This is a genomic window from Cupriavidus sp. GW823-FHT06D04 (assembly GCF_058795055.1).
This window is the reverse complement of sequence record NZ_JBXAHL010000008.1, coordinates 175,284-191,044: the sequence shown is the minus strand read 5'-3', so window position 1 is coordinate 191,044 and position 15,761 is coordinate 175,284. Positions and strand designations below refer to the sequence as shown.

At 68.0% G+C, this 15,761-nt stretch carries 12 protein-coding genes and 1 pseudogene; 7 read left to right on the top strand and 6 right to left on the bottom strand.

Translation table 11 applies throughout. From position 1 onward, the window contains the following. Nucleotides 1-3 precede the first annotated feature (3 nt). The gene (locus AC1Q7H_RS13685; RefSeq protein ID WP_492381392.1) at nt 4-960 is read left to right on the top strand and encodes a DUF1177 domain-containing protein; all 957 of its coding nucleotides are present in this window, start codon (nt 4-6) and stop codon (nt 958-960) included. Between the two features lie 25 nt (nt 961-985). Here the strand turns inward: AC1Q7H_RS13685 and AC1Q7H_RS13680 are convergent, their stop codons facing one another. Next, entirely contained in the window at nt 986-1,966 is a 981-nt protein-coding gene (locus AC1Q7H_RS13680) for a DedA family protein/thiosulfate sulfurtransferase GlpE (protein WP_013951837.1), read from the bottom strand. Between the two features lie 412 nt (nt 1,967-2,378). Between AC1Q7H_RS13680 and kdgD the strand changes: the two genes are divergently transcribed. Continuing rightward, on the top strand, nt 2,379-3,293 hold the full coding sequence (kdgD, locus tag AC1Q7H_RS13675; RefSeq protein ID WP_041228511.1) for a 5-dehydro-4-deoxyglucarate dehydratase: 915 nt from the start codon (nt 2,379-2,381) through the stop codon (nt 3,291-3,293). A 104-nt stretch (nt 3,294-3,397) separates the two neighbouring features. Then, nucleotides 3,398-4,924, top strand: coding sequence for an aldehyde dehydrogenase (NADP(+)) (locus tag AC1Q7H_RS13670; protein WP_153956454.1), 1,527 nt, complete (start codon nt 3,398-3,400; stop codon nt 4,922-4,924). 549 nt (nt 4,925-5,473) lie between these two features. On the opposite strand, the gene AC1Q7H_RS13665 is transcribed toward AC1Q7H_RS13670, so the two are convergent. From AC1Q7H_RS13665 to gudD, 3 genes are all read right to left on the bottom strand, one after another. Further along, entirely contained in the window at nt 5,474-6,472 is a 999-nt protein-coding gene (locus AC1Q7H_RS13665; protein ID WP_153956455.1) for a Bug family tripartite tricarboxylate transporter substrate binding protein, read from the bottom strand. A gap of 100 nt (nt 6,473-6,572) precedes the next feature. Next, nucleotides 6,573-7,595 (bottom strand): Bug family tripartite tricarboxylate transporter substrate binding protein, encoded by a 1,023-nt coding sequence (locus tag AC1Q7H_RS13660; RefSeq protein WP_013951833.1) that lies wholly within the window; start codon nt 7,593-7,595, stop codon nt 6,573-6,575. A gap of 87 nt (nt 7,596-7,682) precedes the next feature. Continuing rightward, nucleotides 7,683-9,038, bottom strand: coding sequence for a glucarate dehydratase (gene gudD / locus AC1Q7H_RS13655; RefSeq protein WP_211979528.1), 1,356 nt, complete (start codon nt 9,036-9,038; stop codon nt 7,683-7,685). Between the two features lie 155 nt (nt 9,039-9,193). Here gudD and AC1Q7H_RS13650 point away from each other — a divergent pair, with 155 nt between their 5' ends. Then, nucleotides 9,194-9,976 (top strand): FadR/GntR family transcriptional regulator, encoded by a 783-nt coding sequence (locus AC1Q7H_RS13650; RefSeq protein WP_492378480.1) that lies wholly within the window; start codon nt 9,194-9,196, stop codon nt 9,974-9,976. Between the two features lie 69 nt (nt 9,977-10,045). Here AC1Q7H_RS13650 and AC1Q7H_RS13645 read toward each other — a convergent pair whose 3' ends face one another. Beyond that, nucleotides 10,046-10,675, bottom strand: coding sequence for a response regulator transcription factor (locus tag AC1Q7H_RS13645; protein ID WP_211979527.1), 630 nt, complete (start codon nt 10,673-10,675; stop codon nt 10,046-10,048). Between the two features lie 292 nt (nt 10,676-10,967). On the opposite strand from AC1Q7H_RS13645, the gene fusA reads away from it, so the two are divergent. After that, a complete protein-coding gene (fusA, locus tag AC1Q7H_RS13640) occupies nt 10,968-13,076 on the top strand; it encodes an elongation factor G (protein WP_041228508.1) in 2,109 nt (702 codons plus the stop codon). Nucleotides 13,077-13,167: 91 nt separating this feature from the next. Here fusA and AC1Q7H_RS13635 read toward each other — a convergent pair whose 3' ends face one another. Then, complete coding sequence (locus AC1Q7H_RS13635) at nt 13,168-14,190, bottom strand: DUF1338 domain-containing protein (protein ID WP_492381391.1); 1,023 nt, start codon at nt 14,188-14,190, stop codon at nt 13,168-13,170. A gap of 187 nt (nt 14,191-14,377) precedes the next feature. Between AC1Q7H_RS13635 and AC1Q7H_RS13630 the strand changes: the two genes are divergently transcribed. Together AC1Q7H_RS13630 and AC1Q7H_RS13625 are read left to right on the top strand one after the other, a co-directional pair. Beyond that, nucleotides 14,378-15,295, top strand: a complete 918-nt coding sequence (locus AC1Q7H_RS13630; protein WP_153956633.1) for a LysR substrate-binding domain-containing protein — start codon at nt 14,378-14,380, stop codon at nt 15,293-15,295. 70 nt (nt 15,296-15,365) lie between these two features. Continuing rightward, nucleotides 15,366-15,536, top strand: a pseudogene (locus tag AC1Q7H_RS13625) (porin); the annotation flags it as partial. Nucleotides 15,537-15,761 lie beyond the last annotated feature (225 nt).

The following is a 15,761-nucleotide window of genomic DNA, read 5'->3' as shown; positions in this document are numbered from 1 at the left end:
GCCATGGCCCTGCAGCAGACGCTGGTCATTCATGAAGCCCTGGACAGCCCGCACGCCAACGGTGCGGTCGTCAGCGAACTGTTCGTGCCCTATGCCGGCGCCGGCGTGAGCGTGGAAGTGACCACGGTCCACAACGCCCCGCCCGAGAACACTGCCAACACCACCGACTTCATCACCATCGTGATCCCCGGCGCCACGGGCAAGCGTAGCGGCGGCAGTGCGCCGACGCTGGGCGTGATCGGCCGCAACGGCGCGATCGGCGCGCGCCCGGAACTGGTGGGGCTGGTGTCTGACGCCGACGGTCCGATCGGCTGCCTGACGGTGGCGCTCAAGCTGGCGCAGATGAAGGCGCGCGGCGACCACCTGGTGGGCGACGTGATCGTGACCACGCACCTGTCGACCAATGTCTCGATGCAGCCGCACGACCCGGTGCCGTTCATGGGCATGCCGGTCTCGTCCGACACCATGAACGACTACCAGGTGCTGCCCGAGATGGACGCGATCCTGTCGATCGATGCCTCCAAGGGCAACAGCATCATCAAGCACCGCGGCTTTGCGATTTCGCCGACGGCGATGCAGGGCTACATCCTGCGCGTGGCGCCAGACCTGGTGGCGACCATGGAGTCCACCACCGGCTGCCCGGCGGTGACCTTCCCGATCTCGCAGCAGGACATCACGCCGTACCACAACGGCCTGTACCACTTCAACAGCATCATGCAGCCGCACGTGGCCACCCAGGCGCCGGTGGTCGGCGTGGCGGTGACGGCGCAGTCGGTGGTGTCGGGCAGCGCGACCTCGGCCAACCATGAGATCGACATCGCTGAAGCCGTGCGCTTCTGCGTGGAGGTGTCCAAGCGCTTCGGCGCCGGCAAGTGCCAGTTCTTCAATGCCGCCGAGTGGGAGAAGATCCGCGCGGTCTACCCGGACCTGTCGGTCTTCCAGACCGCGGGCAAGCGCTGAGCGCAGCGCCGACGGCCTGGCAGGTTCAGGCGGCTTCGGCCGGCCCTGGCTGGTTGGCCGCCTCGGTCGGCGCGGTGCCGCCGTGGCGCCGCTTCCATTCGTCGAAGCCGCCGGCCAGGGCCCAGGTCTTCGGGTAGCCGGCCACGCGCAGGCGCTCGGCCAGCAGCGCGGCGGACAGTTCATTGGGGCAGGCGCAATAGACCACGATGTCGGCCCCGGCGTGCGGCACGCCCAGCGCGTCCAGGCTGTCCAGCGCGCCCTGCATGTCGAGCACCACCGAGCCGGGGATGCGCTCCATCGGCGTGTCGCCGTGGGCGCGCACGTCGATCACCACCGGCAGGCTGCCGGCGAGCCGGCGCGCTTCCAGCTCATCCACCGTCATGCGCGGCACGCGCCGCGTGCGGCGCAGCAGCCGGAGGCGGCGCCACCAGCGCCACGCCAGGAACAGCGCGAACGCCACCAACAGCCCCACCACGGCCATATGCCCGTAGGCGCTGAACGCCTCCAGGATGGCATCGATGAAATCACTGAACACCACGCCGATCAGCAAGGCGCTGCCAGCCCAGACCAGCGCGCCGATGGCGTCATAGAAGAGGAACACCGGCAACGGCGTGCCCGTCATGCCCGCCATCGCGGTGGACAAGGCCCCGGCACCGGGCAGCAGCTTGGCAATCACCAGCGAGCGCGGCCCCACGCGCAGATAGAGCGATTGGGTCTGGCGGATGCACGAGTCCTGCGAAATCGATACCCGGCAGATCGTGCGCAGCATCGGCTGCCCCAGCCGGCGTCCGGCGAAGTACCAGCCGGTATCGGCAATCAGGCAGGCAAAGATCACCGCCGCCAGCACCGCGCCGATCGACGGCCCGGTGTCCTGCACGCCCAGCGCGCCGGCGACGAACAGCATCGGGTACGCGGGCACCGGCAGCCCGGCCTGCTCGACCAGCACGTTCAGGAACACCAGCATCAGCCCGTGATTCTCCAGCAAGGCCTGTAACTCTCCCACCATGTTCTCCCCGTCAGTCCAGGTTGCCAGTGTGCCAGTCGCCGGGGACCCGTGCACCGGCAGCTTTGCATCGGTGTTTCAAATTTCCTGAGTGGACGGCGCGCCGGCAGGGAGCCGCCTGACCTACGTTGTCCTACAACATCACATTCCAGCCTCACCGGGCCTCACCACAGTACGACCGCCGCCATCGCAGGCATGAAGTGCCCCTGACTGCGCGTTCCTGTCGTTTTTTTTGGCGCCCGCAAGGCTCTCCAGCGGAAACGCCGGCCCCATCCCGGTTAACCCCGAATGATCGCCTGCCCTATTGCCTTCGCTAAAACCTTGTCGTACGATGACTGATAACTCGGATGACCTGCGCCGTCGCAGTCAGCCGCCACTGCCACCCGGGGCCACTGGCCCGCTCAGGATTGCCGCGATGCTCGCACCCAACGAACTCAAGAAAATCGTCTCTGAAGGCCTGCTGTCCTTCCCCATCACCGACTTCGACGCCCAGGGCGACTTCGCGCCGCACGCCTACGCCGCGCGGCTGGAGTGGCTGGCCCCTTACGGCGCCACCGCGCTGTTCGCTGCGGGCGGCACCGGCGAGTTCTTCTCGCTGACGCCGCAGGACTACTCGGCCGTGGTCGACACGGCTGTGCGCACCTGCGCCGGCATGGTGCCGATCCTGGCCGGCGCCGGCGGCCCGACCCGCACCGCCATCGCCTACGCGCAGGAAGCCCAGCGCCTGGGCGCGGCCGGCGTGCTGCTGCTGCCGCACTACCTGACTGAAGCCAGCCAGGACGGCATTGCCGCGCACGTGGAGCAGGTCTGCAAGTCGGTGGACATCGGCGTGATCGTCTACAACCGCGCCAACTCGAAGCTGGATGCGACGCAGCTGGCACGCCTGGCCGAGCGCTGCCCCAACCTGGTCGGCTTCAAGGACGGCGTGGGCGACATCGAGGCCATGGTCAGCATCCGCCGCAAGCTGGGCGACCGCTTCTCTTACCTCGGCGGTCTGCCCACGGCCGAGGTCTATGCCGCGGCCTACAAGGCGCTGGGCGTGCCGGTGTATTCGTCGGCCGTGTTCAACTTCATCCCCAAGACCGCGATGGACTTCTACCGCGCCATCGCCGCGGATGACCACGACACCGTGGGCCGCCTGCTCGACAACTTCTTCCTGCCCTACCTGGCCATCCGCAACCGCAAGGCCGGCTATGCCGTGAGCATCGTCAAGGCCGGCGCCCGCCTGGTCGGCCGCGACGGCGGCCCGGTACGCGCGCCGCTGACCGACCTGACCGGCGAGGAGATGGAGATGCTGGGCACGCTGATCAACAAGCTCGGCCCGCAGTAATCGCCAACGTAAGCCCGTCCTCGCACTGCATAGCGACAGGCCGGCCGCGGGGCATATGCCCTCCGGCCGGCTTTCCCATTCAAACGCTGACAAGGAATCCTTCCATGCACATCACCGGCGACATGCTGATCGGCGCGCAAGCCGTGCGCGGCACCGAAGCCCTGCTGCAGGCCATCAATCCCACCACCGGCGAAGCCCTGGGCCCTGACTTCCATGGCGGCGGCCAGGCCGAGGTCGAGCGCGCCTGTGCGCTGGCTGAAGCCGCTTTCGACACCTACCGCAACACCACGCCAGAGCAGCGCGCGGCCTTGCTCGAAGCCATCGCCACCGGCATCGAAGCGCTGGGCGACACGCTGACCGAACGCGCCCACCTGGAAAGCGCGCTGCCGATCGCGCGCCTGCAGGGCGAGCGCGGCCGCACCGCCGGCCAGCTGCGCCTGTTCGCCACCGTGCTGCGCGAAGGCCGCTGGCAGCAGGCCACCTTCGACGCCGCGCTGCCCGAGCGCAACCCGCCGCGCCCGGACCTGCGCATGCAGTGCATCGCCATCGGCCCGGTGGCGGTGTTCGGCGCCAGCAACTTCCCGCTGGCCTTCTCCGTGGCCGGCGGCGACACCGCCTCGGCACTGGCCGCGGGCTGCCCGGTCGTGGTCAAGGCACACCCGGCGCACCTGGGCACGTCGGAACTGGTGGGACGCGTGATCCAGAAGGCCGTGCAGGACGCGGGCCTGCCCGAAGGCGTGTTCTCGCTGCTGGTCGGGGCGGGCAATGCCATCGGCACGGCACTGGTCTCGCATCCGGCAATCCAGGCGGTGGGCTTCACCGGCTCGCGCGCCGGCGGCCTGGCGCTGATGCAGGCTGCCCAGCGCCGCCCGCAGCCGATTCCGGTGTATGCGGAGATGAGCAGCATCAATCCGGTGTTCCTGCTGCCGGCGGCACTCGATGCACGCGGCGAGGAAATCGGCCGCCAGCTGGTGGATTCGCTGGTGATGGGCGTCGGCCAGTTCTGTACCAACCCCGGGCTGGTGATCGGCATTGAAGGCCCCGCGCTCGACAAGTTCCGCGCAGCGGCGCTCGGCGCGCTGCAAGGCAAGCCGGCAGCGACCATGCTGACGCCCGGCATCCATGCCGCCTTTGAGCAAGGCGTGGCGCAGCTGTCGTCGCTCGACGGTCTGCAACGCATTGGCGACGGCGTCGACGGCAACGGGGCCAACCAGGCGCGGCCGGTGATGTTCGAGACCACCGCGGCGCAGTTCATGGCGGATCACCGGATGCAGGCCGAGGTGTTCGGGCCGTCGACGGTGCTGGTGGTGTGCCGCGATCTCGACGAGATGCTGACGGTGGCGCGGCAGCTTGAGGGCCAGCTGACGGCGACGATGCAGCTCGACGATGCCGACCACGCGGCCGCGCGGCGCCTGCTGCCGGTGCTGGAACGCAAAGCCGGGCGGGTGCTGTGCAATGGCTATCCGACTGGGGTTGAGGTTGCCTATGCGATGGTGCATGGCGGGCCGTTCCCGGCGACTTCGGATGCGCGTTCGACTTCAGTGGGGGCGACGGCGATTGACCGGTTCTTGCGGCCGGTTTGTTATCAGAACTTGCCGCAGGCGTTGTTGCCGGAAGCGGTGAAGGGTTAATCCCGCAGGCCCCGCAGTACGCGGGGCCTTTTCTTATTGGGGACTTCGCTAGATTAGGGGAGCCCTTGGCGAACGGGGCTGCTTTGGATTGGCCGCCATGCGGTCGGGTGTTGTTCTTGGCGGGCGTGGGCTGCGCTTCGCGCAAGCGCCCGATGACCGTCAGCGCATTTTGAGCCCGCGCAGCAGCCGTAGGCGTCCCCGCGATGCCGTTTGCAGCAGGCGGCCTACGCCCCGCATGGGGATCGTTCAATAGTGGGCTAACGCAGGCACTATCCCTGACTCACATGGCGTAGCAGGGTCGAACGAGCAACCACGCCCAAACGGCAAGCACCACCGTGCGAACCACCAACGCCGTGGAATTGATTGCCAGCCGCATAGGCGACGCGTTTTTTGGTTACTTTTTGTCGCTCGGACAAAAAGTGACTCGCCGGCTACGCCGGCGAAACAGCCCACGCTAGTCAAGAGCGACACCCGAGCGCATGGCACCAAGCCAAAACCAGCCACACCCGCAAATCTGTGAAGAACGTGCTGCGGTCCGCTAGCTCCCACTCAAGCCTCCAGCTTGATCCCCGCCTGCTTCACCACCCCCGCCCATCGCGTCTGCTCGGCAACAAAGAACTTCCCAGTCTCCCCCGGCGTCATCGTCACCACCTCCGCCCCCTGGGCCACCAGCTGCGCGCGCAGATCCGGCGCGCGGATGATGCGGATCAACTCGCCGCTGATGCGCGCCACCATCGCATCGGACATGCTGGCCGGGGCCATCACCCCCTGCCACGTTCCGGATTCGAAATTCGGCACGCCCTGCTCGGCGATGGTCGGCACGTTCTGCAGCAGCGGCATGCGCGTGCGCTTGGACTGGGCGATCAGCTTTAGCTTGCCCGACTGCACGTGCGGCAGCGTGGCCAGCATGCCGTTCATCAGCACCTGGGCGCTGCCGCCCACGGTATCGGCAATGGCCTGCGAGCCGCCTTTGTAGGGTACGTATTGCCACTTGGCGCCGGTGGCCTGCTCCACCGCCACGCCGGCCAGGTGCGGCGCGCTGCCGATGGCGGTCACGGCGAAGTTGAGCTGGCTGCGCTGCGACAGCGCCACCAGTTCCTTCACGCTGGCCGCCTGCACCGACGGATGCACCACCAGCAGGTGCGGCGAGTAGGCCAGCATCGACACCGGCTTGAGGTCCTTGGCGATATTGAAGGTCAGCTTGGTATAGACCGACGGGCTGATCGCCAGCGCGCCGATATCGCACAGCATCAGCGTGTGGTTGTCGGTGGCCTGCGCGACCAGTGCCGCGCCGACGTTGCCGTTGGCGCCGGGGCGGTTGTCCACCACCACTGACTGGCCCAGCGCTTCGCCCAGCTGCTTGCTAATCAGGCGCGCGATGATGTCCGACGAGCCGCCGGCGGTGTATGGCACCACCAGGCGGATCGGGCGGGTGGGCCAGTCTTGCGCGGCGTGCGCCGCCGATGACAGGCCCGCGAGCGGGCCGGCGGCCAGGCCGGCGGCCAGTGCGGAGGATTGCTTGAGGAAGGTGCGGCGTCCCTGGGTCATGCTGTTGTCTCCTGTCGATGACGCGCGCGCCGGCGCGGCACGCTATGCGTGCATGGCCGGCGCGGTCGGTGCTGCAGTGTCCGGGTTCAGTGGGATGGCTTCAGTCCAGCGCGATCTTGCCCTTCTCGATCACGGTCTTCCAGCGCTGCAGCTCCTGCGCCTCGAACTGGCTGAACTGCTCAGGCGTGTTGGCCACCACCTCGAAGCCGTTCTCGGACAGCTTCTGGCGCATCTTCGGGTCGTTCAGCGACGACACCAGCGCGCCGTGCAGGCGGCTCTTCACCTCGGGCGGCAGGCCGCGCGGCGCGGCCACGCCCTGCCAGGAGTACACCTCCACATCCTTCACGCCGGCCTCGGCCATGGTCGGCACATTGGGCAGCACCGGCGAGCGCTTGTCGGAGGTCACCGCCATGGCCTTGAGCTTGCCGGTGCGGATGTGCTGCAGCACGGCGTTGACGTTCTGGAACGACACGTCGACCTGGCCGGCAAGCAGGTCGGAGATGGCCGGGCCGCCGCCCTTGTAGGGCACGTGCAGGCCGTCGGTGGCGCTCTTCTGCCAGAACAGCGCCGCGGTCAGGTGATCGGACGAGCCCGCGCCGGACGAGGCAAAGCTGACCTTGCCCGGGTTCTTCTTCATGTAGGCCACCAGTTCCTGCAGCGTGTTGGCCGGGAACTGCGGATTGGCCACCAGCACGTTGGGCGCGCGCACCGCCACCGTCAGCAGGTCGAAATCCCTGGCCGGGTCATAGGCCAGGTTCTTCTGCAGGAACGGGTTCACCGCATACACGCCGATCGACGCCACCATCATGGTGTAGCCGTCCGCCGGCGCGCGCTTGACGAAGGTGGCGCCGATGGCGCCGGTCGCGCCGGGGCGGTTGTCGATGACGAAGGGCTGGCCCAGCTTTTCATTGAGCGGCACGGTCAGCATGCGCGCGATGGCGTCGCTGGAGCCGCCCGGCGGGAACGGCACCACGACCGATACCGGGCGTTGCGGCCAGTCCTGTGGCGCGGCGTAGGCGGCGGCGCTGACGGTCAGGGCCGCCACCGTGACGACAGAGCCGAGCGCAAAGGCGCGCAGCCAGTGGTGCAGGCGCAGGGCGGGCTGGCGTTGGAACGTGTACATCGTTGTCTCCTGCAGTGTGTCTTTATCAGATGAGCCCGGCCGTCCCGATAACGGCAACGGCCGGTTGGCGTCATTGCCGGTACCGCGTCAGCGCACCATGCAGGGCGCCTTGTTGTTGAACTTCCAGCCCGGGATCAGGAACTGCATCGCCGCGGCATCGTCGCGTGCGCCCAGGCCCTTGCGCTGGTACAGCGCGTGCGCGCGCGCCAGGGCATCCATGTCGAGCTCCACGCCCAGGCCCGGCGTCTTGGGCACCTGAACCAGGCCGCCTTCGATCTGCAGCGGGTTGCGGGTCAGGTTCTCGCCGTCCTGCCAGATCCAGTGCGTGTCGATGGCGGTGACGCGCCCCGGTGCGGCGGCGGCCACGTGGGTGAACATCGCCAGCGAGATATCGAAGTGGTTGTTCGAGTGCGAGCCCCAGGTCAGGCCCCACTCCGCGCACATCTGCGCCACGCGCACCGAGCCCTGCATGGTCCAGAAGTGCGGGTCGGCCAGCGGGATGTCGACCGACTGCAGCCGCACCGCATGCCCCATCTGGCGCCAGTCAGTGGCGATCATGTTGGTGGCGGTGGGCAGGCCGGTGGCAGTGCGGAACTCGGCCATGATCTCGCGCCCGGAGTAGCCGTCTTCGGCACCGCACGGGTCTTCGGCATAGGCCAGCACGCCGCGCTTGTCGCGGCACAGGCGCACGGCTTCTGCCAGCGACCAGGCGCCGTTTGGGTCCAGCGTGATGCGCGCCTTCGGGAAGCGTTCGGCCAGCGCCAGGATCGCTTCCATCTCTTCGTCGCCGCTCAGCACGCCGCCCTTGAGCTTGAAGTCGTTGAAGCCGTAGCGCTCATAAGCGGCTTCGGCCAGGCGCACCACGCCCGCGGGGGTCATCGCCACTTCATTGCGCAGGCGGAACCACGCGTTGTCGGCATCGGGCTCGGTGCGGTAGTCCAGCGTGGTGCGCTGGCGGTCGCCGATATAGAAGAGGTAACCCAGCATCTCCACCGCGTCGCGCTGCTGGCCTTCGCCGAGCAGCGCGGCCACGGGCACCTCCAGGTGCTGGCCGAGCAGGTCGAGCAGGGCCGCCTCCAGTGCCGTCACCGCATGGATGGTGATGCGCAGGTCAAAGGTCTGCAGGCCGCGGCCGCCGGCATCGCGGCTGGCGAATGCCGCGCGCACGCGGTTCAGGATGGCCTGGTACTGGCCGATGGGCTGGCCCACCAGCAGCGGCCGCGCGTCTTCCAGCGTCTGGCGGATGCCCTCGCCGCCCGGGACCTCGCCCACGCCGGTTTGGCCGGCGCTGTCGCGCACGATCACGATATTGCGCGTGAAGTACGGGCCATGGGCGCCGGACAGGTTCATCAGCATGCTGTCATGCCCGGCCACGGGCACCACGGTCAGTTCGGTTACGACCGGGGTGTGGGCGGACGCCATGGGGGCGGCGGTTGGGGTCATCTCTGGGTTGTCTCCGGCATTTCTGATGGCGGGCGCAGTATCGTTCACCCCGACCATCGTGTCGCGTATGTTATCTGTCATCGTATGACTGATAACCCAGTATAATGAGGCCATCTCGAACCGGTCAAGTCCGGGAAACCCCGCCCGTATCCACCATGCCGAACTCCACCCCCGCCCAGTCCGTTCCGCCCGTTCCTGCGCCGCAAGCGCCGCAAGCGCCGCTGCGCCGCCGCGGCCGCACGCTTGCCGAGGAAGTGGTGCAGGCCCTTGGCGAAGAGATCCGCCAGGGCCAGCTCAAGCCCGGCAACAAGCTGCCGACCGAGTCGGAGATCATGGCGTCGATGGGGGTCAGCCGCACCGTGGTGCGCGAGGCACTGTCGCGGCTGCAGGCCAGCGGCCTAGTGGAGACCCGCCACGGCATCGGCACCTTCGTGCTGGCGCGCGCGGCCGAGGCGCCTTCGCCCTTCCGCATCGGGCCGGACGCGCTGGGCACGGCCATGGATGTGATGGCGATGCTGGAATTCCGCGTCAGCCTTGAAGCCGAGGCCGCGGGCCTGGCCGCATCGCGCCGCACCGACGCGCAGCTGGCCGCCATGCGCCAGGCGCTGGATGAGCTCAAGCGCAGCGCCGGCGCCGGCAACGACGCCGTGGAGAGCGACTTTGCCTTCCACCTGGCGATCGCGCGCGCCACCGGCAACCGCTACTTCACGGACATCATGGGCCACCTGGGCACCATGGTGATCCCGCGCAGCCGCCTGCAGGTCAGCACGCCCGAGCGCGAGCAGTACCTGGAGCGCGTCAGCATCGAGCACGAGAACATCTACGACGCGATCGAGCGCCGCGACCCCGACGGGGCCAAGGCCGCCATGCGCATGCACCTGACCAACAGCCGCGAACGGCTGCGCAAGGCCTCAGGGACGGCCGCCGCCCAAGGCTGACCGGCGCGCACGCACCTGGGTGGGTGTCGCCCCGCCAAGTCATATGATGTCTAATGAGAATGACCGGGCTCAGGGCGTCAGCCGGCAGCGCCGCGCAAAATCCACCAGCTCCACCAGGGACGAGACCTGCAGCTTGCCCATGATGCGTGCCTTGTAGCTGCTGACGGTCTTGTTGCTGATGAAGAGGCTGGCGCTGATGGCCTTGTAGGACATGCCGCGCGCCAGCATCTGCAGCACCACCAGTTCCTTGTCGGAGAGGCGCCGCAGGATCTCCTCGTCCGCCGACATGGCCTGGCGCGGCGCGCCGCCGCGGTTGAGCACCGGGAACACGGTATAGCCCGCCAGCACCGCCTCGACCGCACGCAGGATTTCCTTGATGTCCTGGGTCTTGCTGACGAAGCCCTGCGCACCGGCCTGCCATGACCGACTGATGAACACCGCCGGGTCCAGCGCCGTCACCACCAGAATGCGCACCTGCGGATGGATCGCGCGCAGGCGTGGCGCCACATCCAGCCCGCTGGAGCGCGGGATGTCCAGGTCGAGCAGCACGAGGTCCGGCATGCGCGCGCGCACCAACTCGATGGCGCACTGTCCGTTGTCTGCTTCGATCACCTCGTCTACGCCAAGCAGCTGCAACAGGTGGTGCCTGAGCACCAGCCGCATCGCCGGATGGTCGTCAACGATCAGGATGGTTGTCATGCGTGGCTTCGTAGTCCGGGAATGCATCGGCAACCGGGCGCATCCTGACCGGCCATGGGATGGCAGGGCGATGAACACGCGGGGCGCGATGCTGCGCCAGTATAGGGAGCCGCGGACGCTGGCAGGATGGGAGAAATCGGTTTCGCATGAAGCCGAATCCTAGGCCCGCCTCAGACACACGCTCATGCCGGAGCACCGGGCTGCGGCGGTGTGCCCCTGCGCACGGCAGGGACAACGGCAAACGGCCAGTGGTGCTACTCTATTCCAGCGTGTTTCATCCATGGAGAACACTGTGCCTCGCAAGACCCCCATCGAGCGCTACCGCAATATCGGCATCAGCGCGCATATCGACGCCGGCAAGACCACGACGACCGAACGGATCCTGTTCTACACGGGCGTCAACCACAAGCTGGGCGAAGTGCACGATGGCGCTGCCACCATGGACTGGATGGAGCAGGAGCAGGAGCGCGGCATCACCATCACGTCGGCCGCCACCACTGCCTTCTGGAAGGGCATGGCCGGCAACTACCCCGAACACCGCATCAACATCATCGATACGCCGGGACACGTCGACTTCACCATCGAAGTCGAGCGTTCCATGCGCGTGCTCGACGGCGCCTGCATGGTCTATGACGCTGTCGGCGGCGTGCAGCCGCAGTCCGAGACGGTCTGGCGCCAGGCCAACAAGTACGCGGTGCCGCGCATTGCCTTCGTCAACAAGATGGACCGCGTCGGTGCCGACTTCTTCCGCGTGCAGACGCAGATCGCCGACCGCCTCAAGGGCCGCGCCGTGCCGATCCAGATCCCGCTGGGCGCCGAGGACCATTTCCAGGGCGTGGTCGACCTGGTCAAGATGAAGGCCATCGTCTGGGACGATGCCAGCCAGGGCGTGCGCTTCGAATACCAGGACATTCCGGCGGACCTGCTGGCCACCGCGCAGGAATGGCGCGACAAGATGGTCGAAGCCGCCGCCGAGGCCGACGAGACGCTGCTCCACCAGTACCTGTCGGGCGAGCCGCTGACCGAGGAGCAGATCAAGCGCGGCCTGCGCAAGCGCACCATCGCCAACGAGATCGTGCCGATGCTGTGCGGCAGCGCCTTCAAGAACAAGGGCGTGCAGAGCATGCTGGACGCCGTCATCGACTACCTGCCCTCGCCCGCCGACGTGCCGGCCATCCTGGGCCACACCGAAGACGACCGCGAGGCCGAGCGCCATCCCAGCGACGACGAGCCGTTTGCAGCGCTGGCGTTCAAGATCATGACCGACCCCTTTGTCGGCCAGCTGATCTTCTTCCGCGTCTATTCCGGCGTGGTCAAATCCGGCGACACCGTCTACAACCCGGTCAAGGCCAAGCGCGAGCGCCTGGGCCGCATCCTGCAGATGCACGCCAACGTGCGCCAGGAGATCAAGGAAGTGCGCGCCGGCGACATCGCCGCGGCCGTCGGCCTGAAGGAAGCGACCACCGGCGACACCCTGTGCGACCCCGACAAGGTCATCATCCTGGAGCGCATGAGCTTCCCGGAACCGGTGATCTCGCAGGCCGTCGAGCCGAGGACCAAGGCCGACCAGGAAAAGATGGGCATTGCGCTGAACCGCCTTGCGCAGGAAGACCCGTCCTTCCGCGTGACTACGGACGAGGAATCTGGCCAGACCATCATCTCCGGCATGGGCGAGTTGCACCTGGAAATCCTGGTCGACCGCATGCGGCGCGAGTTCGGCGTGGAGGCCTCGGTCGGCAAGCCCCAGGTGGCCTACCGCGAGACCATCCGCCAGCCGGTCAAGGACGTGGAAGGCAAGTTCATCAAGCAATCGGGCGGACGCGGCCAGTACGGCCACGTGGTGCTCAACCTCGAGCCGATGCCGCACGGCGGCGGCTATGAGTTCGTCGATGCCATCAAGGGCGGCGTGGTCCCGCGCGAGTTCATCCCCGCGGTGGACAAGGGCATCCGCGAGACCCTGCAGTCAGGCGTGCTGGCCGGCTACCCGGTAGTCGACATCAAGGCCACGCTGGTGTTCGGCTCCTACCACGACGTCGACTCGAACGAGAACGCATTCCGCATGGCCGGCTCGATGGCGTTCAAGGAAGGCATGCGCCGGGCCAGGCCCATCCTGCTGGAGCCGATGATGGCCGTCGAGGTGGAAACGCCTGAGGAATTCACTGGCAACGTGATGGGCGATTTGTCGTCACGCCGCGGCATGGTGCACGGTATGGAAGACATCGCCGGTGGCGGCGGCAAGATCGTGCGCGCCGAGGTGCCTCTGGCAACCATGTTCGGTTACTCCACCACGCTGCGCTCGCTGACGCAGGGACGCGCGACGTACACGATGGAGTTCAAGCACTATGCCGAGGCGCCGGCCAATGTGGCTGAGGCGGTGATTTCGACGAAGCGGGCGGGGTAACAAGGGTGTGCTCCCCTCGCCCGCTTGCGGGAGAGGGGCCGGGGGAGAGGGCCGGCGCATCCACGCGCCCGCGCCCTCCCCCCTCATCACCTCAGCAGGCCGCCGCCGTCATCTTGAAGATCCCCTGCGCATTGCCCGCATCAAACCCCAGGTCATAACGCTGCGGCGCGGCCGCTTCTTCGGCAAAGCGGTCTCGCGTGATGAACTCGTAGAACGACCCCGGCACGTCCCGCTCCACCGTCTCGCCCTGCGCGCCGACGAAGTTGCGGCGCACCGTATCCGCGCGGAACGCGGTCTGTTTGACGCGCCCGCTGCGCGAGACTTCCACCTTGTCCTTCATCGGCCGGCCCAGCTGCTTCTGCTGCTCGGCCAGCGCGAACACGTCGTCGACGCGGTCGGTGGCATGGTTGAAGGCGTTGCCTTCGGTGGCGACCCAGGCCATCTCCGCCGATTCACTCAGCAGGGTTTCATAGTCGGCCAGGCTCGGCGTGGCGTGCTGGCGCTCGAAGCATGGCACCAGCAGGCCGACCAGCTCGGCGCCGTCGGCCAGGTCCAGCGCGCCGTCGCGCTCCAGCTGCCACAGCAGGGTCTGCGCGCGCGGCGTGAGCGGGTCTGCGGAGGTGCCGGTGACGCGGCTGACGGCGGCGCGGAAGGCTTCGCTGAAGCGTTCCGGATGGAATTCGCTGAGGAAGAACTGGGCGATGTCCTCGGGCGCGTCGGCATGCGCGTATGAGCGGCCGGTCATGCCGATGCAGTCCAGCGGATAGGTGCCGTTGAGCACGTAGCCGAGCGGGCGCAGGATGCGGGTGAAGGCGGCCTCGCCTTCGGGCAGCGCGCCGTTGTCGCGCCACTTGACCGTGCGCAGCGCGCCATGGTCGAAGGTGACCTTGCCGCCGGCAGCGGCGACATCGTCGGTGTAGGCGCGGCCGCTCGGCACGCGCTCGAGGATGCCGCCGAACAGCACCATGTTCAGGGCCTGGGCGATTTCCGCGCGGCTGGCACGGCCCTGCGGGGCCTGCGGCAGATCCGCGGGCAAGGTGACCAGCGCGAGCAGTTGCGCGGCGCGGGCGGCGCCGACGTTGGCGGTAAGGAGCGTGGAGAGTTTGGAGGTCATGGGCGCAAACAGGTGAGCACTGGATGGCAGCCGGGCTGGCGACGATCCGCGAGGCAGGATAGGGGCGCCCCCATGGCGCGCACAAGCGCGCATTGCGCACAACGTTGTGCGTGCGGCGCACGACCGCGGTAGCGGTGCGGCCTGGCGCCGCTGTTTATACTGTCAGCCTTCCTTCCCTCGCAGTCCCATGAGAAACGACATCCCCAACCTGGGCGCGCTGCAGGCCTTCGAGGCTTCGGCACGGCTAGGCAGCTTTACCCGCGCCGCGGCAGAGCTGGCGCTGACGCACAGCGCGGTGGGGCGGCAGGTGGCGCAGCTGGAGCAGCGCCTGGGCGTGGCGCTGTTCACGCGCGTGCGCCGGCGCCTGGAGCTGACCAATACCGGGCGCGAATACGCCGCGCGCATCCGCCGGCACCTGGACCACCTGCAGCGCGACACGCTGGAAATCACCACCGGCCGGGCCATGGGCTACACGCTGGAGCTGGCGGTGGTGCCCACCTTTGCCACCCAATGGCTGATCCCGCGCCTGCCGGACTTTGCGCGGCGCCATCCCAATGTGACGGTCAACCTGTCGGCGCGCTCGCAGCCGTTTTCGTTCCAGGAATGCGCCTATGACGCGGCGATCTACTTCGGCGACCAGTTCTGGCCCGGCACGCGCGGCGGCGTGATCTTCCGCGAAGGGGGCATGGTGCCGGTGTGCAGTCCCGCCTTCCTGGCCGGGCACCCCGTGACCGGCGCCGCCAGCCTGGCGCGCTGCCGACACCTGCACCTGAGCACGCGCGCCAACGCCTGGCGCGACTGGTACGCGGCACAGGGCTGGGCCTATGACCTGGCCGCCTCGCGCGGGCCGCGCTATGAACTGTTCACGATGATGACGGCCGCCGCCGCGGCCGGGCTCGGCATCGGCCTGGCGCCGCGCCTGCTGATCGAGCGCGAGCTGCAGACCGGCCAGCTGGTGATCCCGCTGGCGGGCATGCTGGACGAGCAGCAGGGCTACTACTTTGCCTATCCGGAGGGCCGGCCCGAATCCGAAGCGCTGGCGGCCTTCCGCAACTGGATCCTGGGCCTGTCGCGCGATGCGCCGGCCACGGCTGCGGGCAACTGATCGCGCCACCTCGCTGCGGTCGATGACGCACTTTCCGGGGGCGTTTGCGCAATGCAGGTAAACCAGCGCCTGGTCCGAGCCGCTGTATATCGGTGGTGACTTCTTCTTCCAGGACTACCGGATTAACAACAGCGTGGTCTACATGAAGACCGCCGGCGAGCAGCCTGGCAGCCTGGCGCGCGGCACCACGCTGGGGGGCGGGCTGATGTTCCAGCAGGGCGCGCCGCCCGCCGCGGGCGTGGACAGCGCCACGCGCGTGGGCGTCATGCTTGGCATGCGGCATCGCTTCTAGGCTCCGCCGGGAACCGCTGCAGGAAGGCGCGCAGCGCCACGCTGACGCGCCTTTTTTCCATGCCACACGAAAGAATTACCACGGCGGCAGCTGGCGACTTCAGCTCCATGCGCACGGCGCCACAAACGGCGCAGGCATGGTCATTGCGCATGCCATGCATTCCAACGTCTTGCG